Source organism: Fundidesulfovibrio sp. YSD1 (assembly GCF_055397115.1).
This window is the reverse complement of record NZ_AP043666.1, coordinates 701,132-716,964: the sequence shown is the minus strand read 5'-3', so window position 1 is coordinate 716,964 and position 15,833 is coordinate 701,132. Positions and strand designations below refer to the sequence as shown.

14 protein-coding genes are annotated in these 15,833 nt (G+C 63.9%); 7 read left to right on the top strand and 7 right to left on the bottom strand.

From position 1 onward, the window contains the following. Window positions 1–41: 41 nt before the first annotated feature. Genes ACZ5V4_RS03345 through ACZ5V4_RS03335 form a run of 3 tightly spaced genes read left to right on the top strand, consistent with a single transcriptional unit; the run spans window position 42 to window position 3,509 of the window. Window positions 42–1,505 (top strand): HAMP domain-containing sensor histidine kinase, encoded by a 1,464-nt coding sequence (locus ACZ5V4_RS03345; RefSeq protein WP_464316761.1) that lies wholly within the window; start codon window positions 42–44, stop codon window positions 1,503–1,505. Window position 1,506: 1 nt separating this feature from the next. Further along, window positions 1,507–2,133, top strand: coding sequence for a hypothetical protein (locus ACZ5V4_RS03340; RefSeq protein WP_464316760.1), 627 nt, complete (start codon window positions 1,507–1,509; stop codon window positions 2,131–2,133). A gap of 2 nt (window positions 2,134–2,135) precedes the next feature. Beyond that, window positions 2,136–3,509, top strand: a complete 1,374-nt coding sequence (locus ACZ5V4_RS03335) for a sigma-54-dependent transcriptional regulator (protein ID WP_464316759.1) — start codon at window positions 2,136–2,138, stop codon at window positions 3,507–3,509. A 41-nt stretch (window positions 3,510–3,550) separates the two neighbouring features. Here the strand turns inward: ACZ5V4_RS03335 and ACZ5V4_RS03330 are convergent, their stop codons facing one another. From ACZ5V4_RS03330 to ACZ5V4_RS03315, 4 genes are all read right to left on the bottom strand, one after another. After that, window positions 3,551–6,325, bottom strand: a complete 2,775-nt coding sequence (locus ACZ5V4_RS03330; RefSeq protein ID WP_464316758.1) for an MGH1-like glycoside hydrolase domain-containing protein — start codon at window positions 6,323–6,325, stop codon at window positions 3,551–3,553. Between the two features lie 233 nt (window positions 6,326–6,558). Next, window positions 6,559–8,007 (bottom strand): menaquinone biosynthesis decarboxylase, encoded by a 1,449-nt coding sequence (locus tag ACZ5V4_RS03325; protein WP_464316757.1) that lies wholly within the window; start codon window positions 8,005–8,007, stop codon window positions 6,559–6,561. A gap of 33 nt (window positions 8,008–8,040) precedes the next feature. Next, window positions 8,041–8,541, bottom strand: a complete 501-nt coding sequence (locus ACZ5V4_RS03320; protein WP_464316756.1) for a cyclic nucleotide-binding domain-containing protein — start codon at window positions 8,539–8,541, stop codon at window positions 8,041–8,043. 45 nt (window positions 8,542–8,586) lie between these two features. Then, window positions 8,587–10,284, bottom strand: a complete 1,698-nt coding sequence (locus ACZ5V4_RS03315; protein WP_464316755.1) for a long-chain-fatty-acid--CoA ligase — start codon at window positions 10,282–10,284, stop codon at window positions 8,587–8,589. Between the two features lie 371 nt (window positions 10,285–10,655). Here ACZ5V4_RS03315 and ACZ5V4_RS03310 point away from each other — a divergent pair, with 371 nt between their 5' ends. After that, complete coding sequence (locus ACZ5V4_RS03310) at window positions 10,656–11,627, top strand: deoxyhypusine synthase family protein (protein WP_464316754.1); 972 nt, start codon at window positions 10,656–10,658, stop codon at window positions 11,625–11,627. Between the two features lie 82 nt (window positions 11,628–11,709). Here the strand turns inward: ACZ5V4_RS03310 and ACZ5V4_RS03305 are convergent, their stop codons facing one another. Further along, window positions 11,710–12,471, bottom strand: coding sequence for an NAD(P)-dependent oxidoreductase (locus tag ACZ5V4_RS03305; protein WP_464317804.1), 762 nt, complete (start codon window positions 12,469–12,471; stop codon window positions 11,710–11,712). Between ACZ5V4_RS03305 and ACZ5V4_RS03300 the strand changes: the two genes are divergently transcribed. The 3 genes from ACZ5V4_RS03300 to ACZ5V4_RS03290 all read left to right on the top strand — a co-directional run bounded on the left by ACZ5V4_RS03300 (window position 12,436) and on the right by ACZ5V4_RS03290 (window position 14,621). Next, window positions 12,436–12,762 carry a hypothetical protein gene (locus tag ACZ5V4_RS03300; RefSeq protein ID WP_464317858.1) on the top strand — a complete coding sequence of 109 codons (327 nt, stop codon included), beginning with the start codon at window positions 12,436–12,438 and terminating at the stop codon, window positions 12,760–12,762. The genes ACZ5V4_RS03305 and ACZ5V4_RS03300 overlap by 36 nt on opposite strands. Window positions 12,763–12,948: 186 nt before the next feature. Then, the gene (locus ACZ5V4_RS03295; protein WP_464316753.1) at window positions 12,949–13,575 is read left to right on the top strand and encodes a LysE family translocator; all 627 of its coding nucleotides are present in this window, start codon (window positions 12,949–12,951) and stop codon (window positions 13,573–13,575) included. A gap of 365 nt (window positions 13,576–13,940) precedes the next feature. Continuing rightward, entirely contained in the window at window positions 13,941–14,621 is a 681-nt protein-coding gene (locus ACZ5V4_RS03290) for a hypothetical protein (RefSeq protein ID WP_464316752.1), read from the top strand. Between the two features lie 249 nt (window positions 14,622–14,870). Here the strand turns inward: ACZ5V4_RS03290 and ACZ5V4_RS03285 are convergent, their stop codons facing one another. Beyond that, window positions 14,871–15,380, bottom strand: coding sequence for a hypothetical protein (locus ACZ5V4_RS03285; protein ID WP_464316751.1), 510 nt, complete (start codon window positions 15,378–15,380; stop codon window positions 14,871–14,873). Window positions 15,381–15,383: 3 nt separating this feature from the next. Then, entirely contained in the window at window positions 15,384–15,815 is a 432-nt protein-coding gene (locus tag ACZ5V4_RS03280) for a hypothetical protein (RefSeq protein ID WP_464316750.1), read from the bottom strand. Window positions 15,816–15,833 lie beyond the last annotated feature (18 nt).

The window sequence follows — 15,833 nt, the reverse complement described above, 5'->3', positions numbered from 1 at the left end:
CGTATGGTCCGCCCCGTCACGGAGCGGACCACCAAAAGACCATGCGTTTCCCCACTCGACCTCGCTACCTGAGGATCGGCATCCTCTTCAAGCTGATCCTGGTCTTCACCTCCATATTGGTGATCATCTACTTCACCACCTCGAACATCTTCGACTACCAGAAGGGGATCGTGAACATCTCCCGCGAGGTGGTGAAGGTGCGCTTCGAGGTGCTCTCGTTCTCCCAGACCATGGTGGACAGCCTGCTCTCCATGGAGGAAAACCAGAAAAAGTACGAGGTGTTGCGCCAGGACAACTACAAGGAATACTTCGCCTCGGCCTTCCGGGAGTACCGGCGCAACCTCTACTCCATCCAGTGGTTCAGCTACCCGGGCTCCGAGGTGTGGGCCAAGCTCCAGGAGGACTTCCAGCAGACCTTCCCGGACGTGGCCGACCCGTCCGCGCTCATGAAGGCGCAGCCGCCCTGGGTGCCCCAGGAGAAGCTGAACGAATGGCTGGGGATCATCTTCGAGGCCAAGCAGGAGAACGAGCGTTTCGTGGAATCGAGCATGCGCGAGCTCTACGCCTGGAGCGAGCGCTCCGTGCGCGCGGGCATGGTGGGACTGGGCGTGTCCATGGCCGTGGCGCTCCTTGGCAGCGCCTACCTGACCTACTCGATCTTCCGCCCGCTGCGCGAGCTCAGCCGCGGCATCCGGGCCTTCACCCAGGACGGCAAGCTCGAATCCGTGCGCGTGATCTCGCGCGACGAGCTTGGCGAGCTGGCCCAGGCCTTCAACGAGATGACCGCGAGGCTCAAGGAGGAGGAGAAGATGCGGTCGGACTTCATCGACATGCTGAGCCATGAGATCCGCACGCCCCTGACCTCCATCCGCGAATCCGTGAACCTCATGCGCGAGCAGGTTCTGGGCGAGGTCAGCGAGCGCCAGAAGCGTTTCCTGGACATCGCCTCCTCCGAACTCGAGCGCATCTCCAAGCTCCTGGCCAGGCTCATGCAGGTCACCAGCATGTCCTCGCGCTTCGTCACGCTGAGCTTCAGGCCCGTGGACCCCGTGCACCTGCTCCACGAGACCGTGGACAAGGCCTCCCCGGCGGCCGAAGCCAAGAAGATCACCATCAACGCCCACGTGCTGCCGGACATCCCGTCCGTGATGGCCGACACCGAGCACTTGCGCCAGGCGCTTTTGAACCTCATCGGCAACGCGGTTAAGTTCTCGCCGCCGGGCTCCACCGTGGAGGCCTCGCTCCAACTGGCCGACGGGGGCAACCAGCTTTTGTTCTCCGTGGTCGATTCCGGGCCGGGCATCCCCGAGGCCGAGCAGCTTTTGGTGTTCAACAAGTACTACCGGGGCGAGATGCTCAAGAAATCCGCCGACGGCATCGGGCTCGGGCTCTCCATCGCCAAGAACATCGTGGAGGCCCACGGGGGCAAGATCTGGCTCTCCAGCCGGCCCGGGCGGGGCAGCACCTTTTTCTTTACGATACCCATCTCCAGGGAGATACAGTGACATGCGCGCGCAACCCACACCCGTGAACGCAACCTTCGGCCCCGCCGCCTTGGCGGTGCTCCTCCTGCTCGCCATGAGCGCCTGCGCGCCGCACAAGCCCGCTTTGCAGGAGGGCGAGGGCGCGGCCCCGGCCGTGGCCGGGATCGAGAACCTGGACGCCGACTCCGCCTACGCCAGGGGCCTCAGCGCCTTCTGGACCGGCGACTACAGGACCGCCGTCGCCCTGTTCGGCAATCTGGCCTCGGGCGGAGAGGACAAGACGCTCCGCTCCAAGGCCCTGTTCGGCCTGGCCTGCTCCAGGCTGGCCTCCGCCAGGACCGAGGAGGACCTCGTGGCCGCGCGAAACGCCTGGCGCGACTGGGAGCTCTCGGCCATGGGCGAGCCCGCCGAGGTGGACGCGCGCATGCTCGGCCCCTTCCTCTCCAACCCCAAGCTCTTCGCGCCCGCCAGGGACGGGGCGGCCAGGGAGGCAGCCAAGCCGCAGCCCAAGCAGCCCGGCACCGGCGAGCTTGAACTTTCCAGGCGTTTGCAGGAAAAGGAAAAGGAAGTGTTGCAGCTGCAAAGGCAGATCAAAGCCCTGGAAGCCATCCACCGGGAGATCCAGGCCAAGAAGAAGATGTCGCAGTAGACATGGCAGCGACCAAGCTCCGCAAGACCATCCTCGTGGCCGACGACGACCCGCACATCCAGGAAGTCCTGGACGTGCGGCTGGGCTCGGCCGGGTACGAGGTCATCCTGGCTTCGGACGGCAGGCAGGCCCTGGACATCCTGGAGCGCACCCCCGTGGACCTGGTGATCTCCGACGTGCGCATGCCGGGCCTGGACGGGCTCGAGCTCCAGGCGCGCCTGGAGAAGACCGCGCCCAACCTGCCCATCATCTTCCTCACGGCCTTCGGCTCCATCCAGGACGCGGTGACCGCCATCAAGAGCGGGGCCGTGGACTACCTGACCAAGCCCTTCGAGGGCCGCGAACTCCTGGAGAAGGTCAGCAAGGTCCTGGCCAAGGCCGGCCCGGGCACGAGCTTCGTGGCCCCCGCCCCGGCCGCGCCCCGCTCCGGCGGCATGTGGGAGACGCGCTCGCCCAGGATGCGCGAGCTGGCCCAGATGGTGGAGAAGGTGGCCCCGCGCGACGTGAGCGTCCTGCTGCTGGGCGAATCCGGCACCGGCAAGGAGCGCATCGCACACCTGCTGCACGAACTGAGCCCGCGCCACGAGCACCCGCTGGTGGTGGTGGACTGCGGCTCCACCCCGGCCACGCTCCTGGAGTCGGAGCTCTTCGGCCACGTGAAGGGCTCCTTCACCCACGCCGTGCGCGACAAGAAGGGCCTCATCGAGGAGGCCCACAAGGGCACGCTCTTCCTGGACGAGATCGGCAACATCTCCACCGAGATGCAGCTTCGCCTGCTGCGCTTTTTGGAGAACCGCAAGATCAGGCGCATCGGCGACACGCGCGAGATCGCCGTGGACTGCCGCGTTGTGGCCGCCACCAACGCCGACCTGGCCCAGGATGTGGCCGAGGGCACCTTCCGCGAGGACCTCTACTACCGCCTGCGCGTGGTGACCATAAACGTGCCCCCCCTGCGCGAGCGCAAGGAGGACATCCCGCTTCTGGCCGCGCATTTCGCCGCGTCGTTCTGCAAGTCCCAGGGGTTGGAGCAGGTGCGCATCCCCCAGGAAACATACGACTTCATGGCCAACTACGCCTGGCCAGGAAACATCCGCGAGCTGAAAAACGCCATCGAGGCGGGCGTGGTGCTCTGCCAGGGCGGCGTGCTCACCCCGCGCGACCTCCAACTGGCCCCGGCTTCCAGGGTCCACCACGGCGACGAGGCCATGTCCCTGGACGAGAGCGAGAAGCAGGCCATCATCCGGGCCCTGGAGAAATCCGCCTGGGTGCAGAAGGACGCGGCCCCGCTGCTCGGGGTCAGCCGCAGGGCGCTCAACTACAAGATCCAGAAGTACGGCATCGAGATCCCCACTCGCCGCCGCACCCTCAAACCCTGATTTTCCGGGGAGGCGGCGCCTCCCCGGTTTCTTGCCCCTCCTCAGCTTCCCTTCCTGCCCTGGGGGCTCTTCGCCCCCTTGCTGAACGCGCCATGCTTGCCCAGTCGCAGGAAACTCTCCGCGTCCGTGAGGCCGAACAACTCGATCAGCTTGGCCACCAGCCCGGTCCACCCCGTCTGATGGCTCGCCCCGATCCCGGCGCCGTTGTCGCCGTGGAAGTACTCGTAGAAGAGCAGGTGGTCGCGCCAGTGCGGGTCTTGCTGGAACTTGGCGCTGCCGCCGAACACGGGCCTTAGCCCGTCGTCCCCCCGCAGGAAGATGCGCGTGAGGCGCGCGGCGATCTCCCGGGCCACCTCGAAGAGGTTCATCATCCTGCCCGAACCCGTCGGGCATTCGATCCTGAAGGTGTCCCCGTAGTAGCTGTAGTAGGACAAGAGCCCCCGGATGATCAGCACGTTCACCGGCATCCACACGGGGCCGCGCCAGTTGGAGTTGCCCCCGAACATGCCGCTGTCCGATTCCGCGGGCAGATAGCCTACCCTGTACTCCTGGCCGTTGACCCGGAACACGTAGGGCTGGCCGAGGTGGTGGCGTGAGAGCGCGCGGATGCCGTATGGACTCAAGAACTCGTTCTCGTCGAGCATCCGGGTCAGGATGCGCCGCAGGCGCTCCTTGTTGACCAGGGCGATGAGGCCCCTGTCCTCGACGCCGAGATGGCCGGGGCCGGTGGCGTGGATGCACTCGAGCAGTTCGGGCATCCTGGTCAGGCGCGTCTTGAACGCCTCTGTGACCCTGGGCATGCGTTCGCGTTGCCACTTTTCGATCACCGTGGCCGCGCAAAGCGGCAGGAGCCCCACCATCGAGCGCACCTTGAGCCGCCGCGCGCCGCCGTCGGGCAGGCGCAGGATGTCGTAGTAGAACCCGTCCTCCTCGTCCCACATGCCGTCCTCGCCCTTGCGGTTGATGCCCGAGGCGATCCAGAGGAAGTGCTCTATGAACTTGGTGCAGAGGTCCTCGTAGATGGGGTCGTGACCGGCCAGCTCGATGCTCAGCTCGGTCATGTTCTGGCAGAAGAAGGCCATCCATGCGGTGCCGTCGGCCTGTTCCAGGTAGCCCCCGGTGGGCAGGGGGGCGCTGCGGTCGAACACGCCTATGTTGTCCAGGCCCAGGAACCCGCCCTCGAAAATGTTCTTGCCGAAGCGGTCCTTGCGGTTGACCCACCAAGTGAAGTTCAGGGTGAGCCTGGCGAAGGAGCGCTTGAGGAAGTCCACGTCCTCCCGCCCGTGCAGGGCCTTCTCCGTCAGGTAGAGAAAAAGCGTGGCCCAGGCGTGCACGGGAGGGTTCACGTCGCTGAAGTTCCATTCGTAGGCGGGCAGTTGCCCACTCGGGTGCATGTAGATCTCGCGCAGCATCAGCTCCAGCTGCTCCTTGGCGAACCCCGGGTCGGCCGAGGACAGGGCGATGGCGTGAAAGGCCAGGTCCCAGGCCGCGTACCAGGGGTATTCCCACTTGTCGGGCATGGAGATGACGTGGTCGTTGACCATGTGGAACCATTCCCTGTTCCTGAACGCCGTCTTTTGCTGGCCGTGCAGGGGATGAGCCTGGTGCTCCTCCAGCCATTTGTCGGCGTCGAAGTAGTAGTACTGCTTGGACCAGAGCATCCCGGCCAGGGCCTGGCGCATCACGAAGGCCTCGTCGGGCATGGCCCGGGGGGGAGTGATGGAGGTGTAGAACTCGTCCGCTTCGCGGATTCTCTGAGCGAAGAGTTCGTCGAAGCCCGCGCCGAAGGGGCCGTCGCCCGTGCGGGACGCGGCCGCCGTGAGCCTCAGCCTGATGGTGGCGCCCGTGCCGGGAGGGATGTCCAGGAGGTAGCGGGCGGCGGCCTTGGTGCCGGTTCTGGCAGGATTCACAGCGTCCCCCCGGCCGTTGACCACGTATTCGTTGAAGGCGTCCTTCACGAAGGGGCCAAGGTTGGGAGTGCCGAAGACGCGTTCGTTGTTGGTCTCGTTCTCGGTGAAGAGAAGTTCGGGCTCGCCTTCCAGGCTCAGGATGAAGTCGGGCAGGCTCTCCGCGAACAGGGGGTCCGTGTGGGCCGCGCGTATCCCTCCGCCGTCCGAAACCGTGAGCACCGGCTTGCTGCCGCCGTCCGGCCAGGACCACGTGTTGCGGAACCACACGGTGGGCAGCACGTGCAGGGGGGCCGTCTCCGGGCCGCGGTTGTGCGCGGTGATCCTGACGAGGATGTCCTCGTGGGATGCCTTGGCGTACTCCACGAAGACGTCGAAGTAACGGTCCTGGTCGAAGACGCCGGTGTCGAGCAGCTCGTACTCGGGCTCCTGGCGCGAGCGCGAGCCGTTCACGCGCACCAGCTCGGCGTAGGGGAAGGCCGCCTGGGGGTACTTGTAGAGGTACTTCATGTAGGAGTGCGTGGGCGTGCTGTCCAGGTAGAAGTAGTATTCCTTCACGTCCTCCCCGTGGTTGCCCTCGCTGTTGGTCAGGCCGAAGAGGCGCTCCTTGAGGATGGGGTCGCGGCCGTTCCACAGGGCCACGGCGAAGCAGAGCACCTGGTTGCGGTCGGATATCCCGCCGAGGCCGTCCTCACCCCAACGGTACGCGCGCGACCTGGCCTGGTCGTGGCTGAAATGGTTCCAGGCGTCGCCGTCGGGGCTGTAGTCCTCGCGCACCGTGCCCCACTGCCTCTCGCTCAGGTAGGGGCCCCACCGCTTCCAGGGATGCCCGGGCGTCTTGCACTGCTGTCCGTCTGCTTCGCACTGGTCCAGCCGCGCCTGTTCCGCGCTTTTGGTCGGCTTGGTCATGGTCCGGCTCCTTTTCGGTGGGCGGTTGTGCCCGGCCTCCGGCGGCTCGGGCACGGACGCGCGCGGGAGGAGGCGGAATTCTGGGTGCAGGATGCCACTGATCGAGGAAGAGAGAAAGGCGGGGAAGGAAGAAATACGTCGTTGCGGGGTGATTTCCGGGCGCGCGCAGACGCAAAAAAAGCCGGGGCGCAGCTGCGCCCCGGCCTGATGCCTCGTCGAACGGTTTTGCCTGATCAGTCGATGCCCAGGCTCTTCCAGATGGAATTGATCCTGGCCTTGACCTCGGGGCTCATGGTCAGGGCGTCGGGCCATTCGCGGTGGTGGCCCTCCTCGGGGCCCTTCTTGGTGGCGTCGATGCCGATCTTGCCGCCGTAGTGGGGCAGGGGGCAGGCGTGGTCCAGGGCGTCGGTGGGGCCTTCCACCACCACGATGTCTCGCCGCCAGTCCACGTTGTTGCCGATGCGCCAGAGCACCTCGCTCACGTTCTGCACGTTCACCTCGGCGTCCACGATGACGATGACCTTGGTGAACATCATCTGGCCCATGCCCCACAGGGCGTACATCACCTTGCGGGTCTGGCCGGGGTAGCGCTTGTTGATGGAGACGAAGCACAGGTTGTGGAACACGCCCTCCAGGGGCAGGTTCATGTCCACCACCTCGGGCAGCGACTTCTTGATCAGCGGCAAGAACAGGCGCTCCGTGGCCTTGCCCATGTAGCAGTCCTCCATGGGCGGGGGGCCGACCAGGGTGGCCGGGTACACGGCGTCCTTGCGGTGGGTCAGGGCCGTGACGTGGAACACGGGGTAGTCGTCGGCCAGGGAGTAGTAGCCGGTGTGGTCACCGAAGGGGCCTTCGCGGCGGCGCTCGCGGGGCTCGACGTAGCCCTCGAGCACGAACTGGGCGTTGGCCGGGACTTCCAGGTCCACGGTCTTGCACTTGACCATCTCCACCGGGGACTGGCGCAAAAAGCCCGCGAAGATGAACTCGTCGATCTCGTCCGGGATGGGCGCGGTGGCGGCGTAGGTCACGGCCGGGTCCGCGCCGATGGCCACGGCCACGGGCAGGCGCTCGCCGCGCTTCTCGGCCAGGTGGTAGTGGTAGGCCCCGCCCTTGTGCTTGTGCCAGTGCATGCCCGTGGTGTTCCTGTCGAACACCTGCATGCGGTACATGCCCATGTTGCGCGTGCCGGTCTCGGGGTTCTTGGTGATCACCAGGGGCAGGGTGATGAAGGGGCCCGCGTCGCCGGGCCAGGTGGTCAGCACGGGCATGATGGAGAGGTCCACGTCGTCGCCGGTGTAGACCACGTCCTGGCAGGGGGCGCTGGAGACTTCCTTGGGGAAGATGTTGGCCATCCTGGCCAGCTTGGGGATGAGCTTGAGCTTGTCGATGATCCCGCCGGGCTTCTTTATCTCCAGGAAGGTCTCGATGTGCTCGGCCAGGGCGTCCAGGCTCTCGACCTCGAGGGAGAGGTTCATGCGGTTCACCGAGCCGAAGGCGTTGGTCAGCACGGGGAAGCGGCTGCCCTTGACCTTCTCGAAGAGCACGGCGGGGCCGGCGGACTTGCTCACGCGGTCCGTGACCTCGGCGATTTCCAGGTTCGGGTCCAGCTCGACGCCCACGCGCCGAAGCTCGCCCTTCTTCTCGATGGCCTTGATGAATTCCTGAAGGTCCTTGTACGCCATGTATGTCTCCGTGGAATCGTCTTGTTTGAGCTCTTAGAGGTATTCGACCAGCTTCACGCTGGTGTTGCGCAGCCTGAAGCTGATGAGCCGGGCGATGTTGATGGTCAGCTTGAGGGCCAGCTTGACGTCCTTCTCGCAGAGCGCCTCGTAGTTCTCGCGCGTGAGCACCAGAAGCGACACGTCGTCCATGGCCTTGGCCGTGGCCGAGCGCGGCGGGCCCTCGATGAGCGCCATCTCACCGAAGGCGCGCCCGGGGCCGATGCGCACCAGGCACTTGGGCTTCTGGTCCGGCGAGGCGTCGCGCTTGGTGATCTCGATGGAGCCCGAGAGGATGATGGCCATGGAGTCGTCCGGCGCGCCTTCGTTGAAGATCACGCCGCCCTTCTCGTGGCGGCAGAGCCGGAGGTATTTGCACAGCTTCCTGAGGTCGTCCTCGGTCAGGTCCTTGGCCCAGGTGGAGCCGTCGGTGAGCTCCAGGAGCTTGGGGCCGACCTCGGGATCGTGGAAGAGGTCGTCGCAGGCGTCGTAGTTCATGGATTTCCTCCGCCGGGGAGCTATGCCACAGGGCGTTGAAAACCGCTAGGCCGGGGTGCGCTCCTTGGGGCCTTGCTCCTGGTCCGCCTCGCGCAACTCGCGCCGCAGGGTCTTGCCCACGAAGGTCTTGGGCAATTCGTCCCGGAATTCGACGAATTTCGGCGTCTTGTAGGAAGCGAGCTTCTCCTTGCAGAAGGCGAGCAGTTCCTCGCGGGTGAGGGTCTGCCCCGGTTCGGGGACCACGAAGGCCTTGATCACCTCCCCCCGGGTGCGGTGCGGCACGCCGATGGCGGCCACGTCGCGCACCTTGGGGTGCTCGTGCAGGACCTCTTCCACTTCGCGGGGGTAGATGTTGTAGCCGCCGGAGATGATCATGTCCTTCTTGCGGTCCACGATGAAGAAGTAGCCTTCCTCGTCCATCACGGCCACGTCCCCGGTGTGCAGCCAGCCGCCCTTCAGGGCCTCGGCCGTGTCCTCGGGCCGGTTCCAGTAGCCCTTCATCACCTGCGGCCCCTTGATGAGGAGCTCCCCGGGTTCGCCCGGGGGCAGGGCTTCGCCCGTGTCCGAGAGGCCCGCCACGCGCGCCACCGTGTCCGGGAAGGGCAGGCCTATGGAGCCCTGCTTGCGCTTGCCGCGCAAGGGGTTCAGGTGCGTGATGGGCGAGGCCTCGGACAGGCCGTAGCCCTCGATGATCTCGGCCTGGGTGACCTCGGCGAAGCGGCGCATCACGTCCATGGGCAGCGGGGCCGAGCCCGAGACGCAGCAATGCACGCTTTTCAGGTCGTATTTGGGCAGGGCCTTCTGCTGCAGGAGCGCCATGTACACCGAGGGCGTGCCCGGGAACACCGTGGGCCGGAAACGGTGGATGGCCTTGAGCGTCTCCAGCGGATCGAAGCGCGGCAGGGGCAGGATGGTGGACGCGCAGTCCGTGGCGAAGTTGATGTTCACGGTCAGGCCGTAGATGTGGAAGAAGGGCAGGAGCCCCAAAAATATCTCCGGCTCGGCCCCGATGGAGTAGAGGATGGCCCGGGACTGCTGCACGTTCACGGACATGTTGCGGTGCGTGAGCATGACCCCCTTGGACACGCCCGTGGTCCCGCCCGTGTACTGGAGCACGGCCAGTTGCTCGGACGGGTCGAAGTCCCGGTCGAAGAGGGCCGCCTTGGGGAAGCAGGTCTTCCATTCGCGCACCCGCTTGCCGTCGAGGGCCATGTCCGGCAGCCTGCCCTCGCGCCAGGCCTTCACCCGGTAGAGCAGGTTCAGCGGGAACCCCAGGCAGCCGCTCACCCGCGTGACCAGGATGCGCTCGAGTTTCGACGCGGAGAGCAGGTGGCGGTGCCTGGCCCAGAGCAGGTCCAGCACCACCAGCACCTTGGCCCCGGAGTCCTCGATGATGTGCGAGAGCTCCTTCTCCATGTAGAGCGGGTTGACGAAGACCAGCGCGGCCCCGGCGTAGAGCGCGCCCCAGTAGCTGATCACGGTCTGGGGCAGGTTGGGCAGCATGACCGCCACCCTGTCGCCGCGCTCGACGCCCATGGAGCGCAAGGCCGAGGCGAAGCTCCCGGCGCGCTCGCGCAGGTGGCGGTAGGAGATGCGCCAGTTGCGGAAGGCCACGGCCGTGCGGTCCGGGTAGCGTTCCACGGCGCGGTCCAGGATGGCCGTGAGGGGCTCGTCACGGTAGTCCACATTGGCCGGCACGCCGGAATCGTAATGGGCCAGCCAGGGCATCTGTGCGTTCGTCATGGGAGGCTCTTTGCTGAAAGTGGAGGATTGCGGTTTAGTAGCGCGACAATCGTTTCAAAACAATGACCCGAAGCCCCGCAGGGCGGCCGATGGCGGAAAAAACGCTCCGGAAACCGGGTTTGGGCCGCCGGCGGGCTTTACGCGTCGCCCGCTTGTCTGGTATGCGGACGATTCTTTGGCAGAGGCAACGACAATGCACGGCGTGACAACCGAAAGGCATCCCATCCCGGAAAGCCCCGTGGCCGCTTGTTCCTGCGGCCGCGCAAGGCTGCTTCATCGATACCGTGCGCGAGCACCACACATTCCAAGAACCACTTCCTCACCTCAACCAAAGCGCGAACACGCGCACGAGGAGCGGCAAAGGAGCGGCAATGAGCACCATTAGCGCATTCATGGACCATCACTTCCGGCACTTCAACGCCCGCGAGACGCTGGACGCCGCCAGAGCCTGGAACACGCTTCTGGACGACGGCGGACAGATGTTCCTCACCATGGCCGGGGCCATGAGCACCGCCGAGATCGGCATCATCCTCTCGCGCATGATCCGCGCGGGCAAGGTCCACGCCATCTGCTGCACGGCGGCCAACCTGGAAGAGGACCTCTTCAACCTCTTCAACCACAACGAATACAAGATGGTCCCCCACTACAGGGACCTCTCCCCCGAGGCGGAGAAGGAGCTCTACGACGCGGGCTTCAACCGCGTCACCGACACCTGCATCCCCGAGGGTGTGCTGCGCCAGGTGCAGCGCGACATCGCCAAGCTGTGGAAGAAGGCCGCCGAGGACAACGCGCCCAAGTTCCCCTACGAGTTCATCTACGAGCTCCTGGACCAGCCCGGCATCGAGAAGCTCTTCCAGGTGCCCGCCGAGCACTCCTGGGTGCTGGCCGCCAAGGAGATGGGCCTGACCATCTACACCCCCGGCTGGGAAGACTGCACCCTGGGCAACATATTCTGCTCCGAGGTGATCCGCGGCAACGTGAAGAGCCACGCCGCCATCCGCCACGGCACCGAGCAGATGGAGCACCTGGCCAAGTGGTACATCGAGATGGGCAAGAAGAAGACCCCCGTCGGCTTCTTCCAGATCGGCGGCGGCATCGCCGGCGACTTCCCCATCTGCGTGGTGCCCATGCTCATCCAGGACCTGGAACTGGAGGACACTCCCTTCTGGGCCTACTTCTGCCAGATCAGCGACTCCACCACGAGCTACGGCTCCTACTCCGGGGCCGTGCCCAACGAGAAGATCACCTGGGGCAAGCTCGACATCAACACCCCAGGGTTCATGATCAATTCCGACGCCGCCATCGTCGCGCCGCTCATCTTCAGCTACGTGCTGGGGGACTAGGGCCGGGCGCGCAAGGCGCGAGGGTCGAAAACGAAAGGGCCGCTCCCGCCGGGGAGCGGCCCTTTTTCGTGCCGGGCGGGTTTCAATAGCGGTCGGACTCGGAGACTACCCCCAGGAGCTCCTCTCCGGCCAGGTAGCTGCGCAGGTTCTCCCTGGCGCGCTCCACGACGTCCTCGGAGTCCTCGACCAGCGCGAACGCGGAGTGGTTGGTGAGCAGGACGTTGCCGTGCTTTCCGTAGAGCGCCTTGTGCGCCGAGTCGCGGATGTCGATGCTGGCGGAGAGCACCTTGCCGGCGCGCAGGGCCTCGTCAAGGGCGTGGGGGTCCACCAGGTCCTCGCGCGAGATGTTGACGAGGTGCGCGGGGTGGGCCATGGCGGTGAAGAACTTCCGGTCGAAGTAGTTGCGCGTGAGCGGCGTGAGCGGGGCGGACACCACGATGTGGCTGGCGCGCAGCTTGTCCGGGCGGAAATCCTCGAAGGTGATGACCTTGTCGAAGTGTTCGTTGGCTTGCCCGGTCCTGCTCACGCCCGTCACGCGCATGCCGTTGGCCCGGGCCAGCTCCGCGATGGCGGTCCCGATGGCGCCGGCGCCGAAGACGAGCAGTTCGGCCGACTTGAGCAGTTCGCTCCTGACCACGGAGCGCTGCGCCGGGTCCGTGTGCCTGAGCAGGCGCTTGGCGGCCAGGTAGACGAGGCCCATGGCGAACTCCGCGATGGCCCGCGTGCGCAGGCCCTTGCCCGAGGTCAGCTTGATGCCCCTGGCGAAGATCTCGTCGATGGGAAGATGGTCGACTCCGGAACGCATGGAGTGGATCCAGTCGACGTTCTTGTGGCGCGAGAGCAGGAGGCGAAGGTCTTCTTTCTGGGTGTTCCAGTTGAGGATGATTCCGGAAACGTTTTCAGTATTGACCCTTTCAGGCGGGGACTTGTAAGTGATCGACTTTTTGAAGCGGAAGCGTTTCCTTACGGTTCTGGGGAGCAGCCTCTCGATCAACGCGCTCGAGGAGTCGATGCTGTAGAACGTGACCGTATTGTCGCTTCTCTCTTCATTGGAGAATATGAGTTTATAGTTTTCGGGAACAAGGATGGTCTTCTTTTCCATTTCGGCTTGGCCTTTGCGTATGTCCCGCTTTGAGTTGATCGGAGATGGAGGTTTTGAAATGGGATCTGCCGATTTTTCAATTGAGAATGTGTTCCTGTGCTGTCCGGGCAGTCGATAGCATGGGCGATAGTGGCGCGGAAGGTAGGGACAGGAGAATTTAGTCAATCAATATTGTAATATTGTTGCGCGGTTGTCCTATGTCCGCGCGGAGGGCGACGTATGTCTTTGGAAACCTGGCTGGCCTTCGTGGCCGCCTCGGCCGTGGTGCTGGTGATCCCCGGCCCCACGGTGCTTCTGGTGGCGGGGTTCGCGTTGACGCACGGCGCCCGGCGGGCGTGGTGGTCCGCTTTCGGCGTGGCCCTGGGAGACGCCACGGCGCTCGGGTGTTCGCTTCTGGGGCTCGGGGCCTTTTTGCAGACCAGCGCGCACCTGTTCACCCTGCTCAAGTGGGCGGGGGCGCTGTATCTCGTCTGGATGGGCGTCAGGATGATGCGGACCCCGGCCGCGGCGGGGGTGAAGGGCGGGCAGGGCGGCGGCGCGGGGTCGCCTGCGCGCATGGCCGCCCAGGCCTACGTGGTCACGGCCTTGAACCCCAAGTCGATCCTTTTCTTCGTGGCCTTCGTGCCGCAGTTCATGGCCCCGGGGCCGGACATGGCCGCACAGATGCTCGCGGTCTGGGCCTCCTTCGTGCCCTTGGCCTTTCTGAACGCGCTCGGCTACGTGCTGCTGGCGGCCAGCGCCAGGCGGGCGGCCGTGAGCCCCAAGGTGCTCGGGCTTTTCAACCGCGCGGGCGGCTCGGTGCTGGTGGCGGCGGGAGTGTGGACCGCCGCGCGCGAGGCGGGGTGACGGGGGCGTCATCCGATTCTATATAATTCGTCAACAGGGGGCATGTTCGTCATCGATCCTTATTTTTCAACCCTGCCACGAGAAACTTCGCTGTAGCGTGATTAATCCGTTTGGACAATTTTTGAGGGGATTGTTTCAGACGATTTCGGTTTGGTATGCCGTCCTGTATGCTCCATAGTTAAGTAGGGATTCCCTATCTTTACAGTGCATGATTGGCTACAATAATTAGGGGATTGTATTTGGATGCCTCACGGGAGTGGTCGTTTTTTCGTGCGGTGTTTGCAGTGCTATGTCTTGTTCGACGTTGACTCTGCGGATGTTCTTGTTGTTCACGCGTTAATCGCAAACACAAAGGGGATGTCTTCGTGTCCATTGAACAGAGTGAGAATGGTAATCTTGAGTTTACTGTCGCAGGAATGACCTTGGTGCCTCTTTTTATACTGGGCGAGGTTCTGGAAGTAAGCACGCACTCTGAGACAACAATTAGCGGCAGTGGCGGGCATGGAAGCGTTTCAACGGATTTACAAGGAAGAGTGACTGGTAGCACTGCTGGGATATCGATCAGCTCCTCAACGTATACGAAAACAAAGTTGTGGGTGAAGTTGCAGGACGGATCTGAAGAAGAATGGATAATCCCAGGAGAAATTTCCGCGAGATCTGGACACAAAGTGATTTTGATATCTGTTTTTGATAAGTCAAAGAAAGAAGGAGGGTATAAGTTCATTTTTATCAACCTCTCAACACGCAAGATGCAGCCAATCACCATGCCTGATGAGTTGGGGCGATACTACAAACTTACTCCTGCTTTTTCGAAGGGCGGATATGTCTTTCTTGCTGTCCTGGGGGCTATATTTGGAGCCATCCTCCTGGGTAATCTTTTCGGTGCAGGTGGCGGGATGCTTGGATTTTTCGCGCCCATCGTTTTTGCGTCACTTGCAGGTGTTTCTGCTAGTGGGAAAAATGCCAGCGTGAATAGGAATACGGTTTCAGAGATTGAAAATTACCAAAAACAACTTGTTGAAGCCGCATTAGCAATTTCGAAATGATTGCTTAATAGGGTAGAAGCATTGTCTCTTTGCACGTCGTGGTGCCAAGCAGAATGCTTCTATCCTTGTTGGCATGACGCCTTGCGAGCGTCCTGGCCACGGTCACTGTTACATCTACGGTATGTAAAAGTGAACGTGGCCAGTTACTTTCAAGATGGAGTCCCAAAAGGGCGCGTCGGCCGATCCCGGGGCTCCGCGAACGACGGGTTGTGTGGGTACTGCTGGAACAGCCGCCAGGGCGACTTCTCCCTAGCCCTCCACCCTGTTCTGAATGAAAGCCAGGGTCTTCTCCGGCAGGGCCTTGGCGGCTTTCTCCTCGTCCAGGGCTGCTAGATCTTCGGTGATGGTCAGCATCAGGTCCGTGAAGCGGGTCTGGTTTCTGATCCGCTCGCGGGTGTCCTGGCTGAACCAGGCCTCCTTGAGCAGTTCCGCCGCGTGGTGGTGGATCATCAGCGCAATGGGCCGAGGCATGGACGTGTAGGACTCGAGCATGCTGGCCTTCATCTCGTCGATGCTGTCCAGAAACTCCTTGAACTGCGCGGTCTGGCGTTCTTCCTCCAGGCGCAGGCGGTTGCACTCCTCCTTGAAGCGGATGTCCATGCGCTCCAAGGACTGCTTGAGCTCGACCTTGGCCACCTCGCGCTCGTGGCGCAGCTTGTCCAGCTCCGGAAGGTTCTCCTTCTGCCACTGGGCGGACTCGGTCTTCACGGTGCTGAATATCCTGGAGATGAACTTGGCGATGTTCTCGGAAACGGCCATGGTCTACGGCTCCTGGTGGAGGAAGGCGTCCAGCTCCTGGGCGAGCCTGTCCTCCGGCGTATTGGAAACGAGGGCGTGCAGGGCGCTCAAACCCTCGAAATCGAGGCTCTTGACGCATTGGCTGACGCGCATCAAAGCCTCATGATAACCAGCCAGGGCCAGGCTGTCACGGCGCTGCTTGAGTTCGCGGCGTGTAAGCGCGGCGAGTTCCTTGATGTTTTTTTTCTGGCGGGAGGCCAGCAGGGTTTCGCGTCTGTGCCTGGCCTTGTCGCGTATGGAGCGCTTCTTGGCGTCCTGGCGTTCGGAGGCGCGGCCGAGGAGGGAATCCCCCCGGTGCAGGAAGACGATGAGCGCCACCGCGGCCGCGAACACCAGCGCGTACGCCGCGACGACCGAGGAGGCGAAGAGCGCCGGGAGCCAGTCGAGGATTTCCATGCGCGGCGATGGCCGTAT